Annotated in this window: 1 protein-coding gene; it reads right to left on the reverse strand. The window is 66.4% G+C overall.

Features of this window, described 5'->3' with window-relative positions; genetic code table 11:
- Positions 1 to 481 (reverse strand): DUF5753 domain-containing protein (locus U9980_RS12970; RefSeq protein WP_322768137.1); only part of this gene is annotated, 481 nt, incomplete at its 3' end.
- Positions 482 to 765 lie beyond the last annotated feature (284 nt).

Genomic DNA, 765 nt, shown 5'->3' on the forward strand with positions numbered 1-765 from the left:
AAGGCCGCATAGGCACCGAACGCGAACGGCAGCACCTGGATGGCGATGTTCGACCGGGCCGCACAACCCGCCAGATGATCAAGATGTGCCCGCATGACATCGGTCCCGCCACGTGACGACGCAGGACGGACTCGTCGAGGACGACCCACAGCGTAAGGGGCTCGTTGCCGGTGAGCCGCTTCTGACGTTCCATCCGGACCGTGACCCGCCGGTCGATCTCGTCATCGTCAAGGCTGGTGTTGGCCGCCCGGAACACGGCACGGGCATACTCGGGCGTCTGCAGCAGGCCGGGAACGATCTGCGTCTCGAACTTCTCGACGCTCACCGCGCTGCTCTCCGCGGCCATGAACCGCTCGAACCAGCGAGGCACGGCGTCTGGAAAGCTGTGCCACCAGTCCTGCTCGCGGGAGTCCCGCACCAGGTCGAGCAACTGGCCGCGCACGTCCTCGTTCGCCACCCCGTAGTGGTCCAGCAGTTTCACAACATCGCGGGCCCGGTGGACGACGCCGCATCGTCGGGCTCGTCTCGCCGGACACGACCAGCTCCTCTCCCCTCGGGTGACGCGGCGACAAGTCTGACACGTCCCGTGCGCACTGCGACTGCATCACAGGGCAACGCCAGGCAGCGCGAAACGCCATGCATCGCCCGCTAGCGTCACGCGAGGAGAAGCGAACATCTCGGTTACAGCGGCACCTTGCCCACCGCTCGAAGGGCTGTCAACGGTCTCTGAAAACTGAACCCCGGCATGCGGATCCGCGCGCCCCA

This window comes from Protofrankia sp. Cr1, from assembly GCF_963555865.1.
Taxonomy (GTDB): Bacteria; Actinomycetota; Actinomycetes; order Frankiales; family Frankiaceae; genus Protofrankia.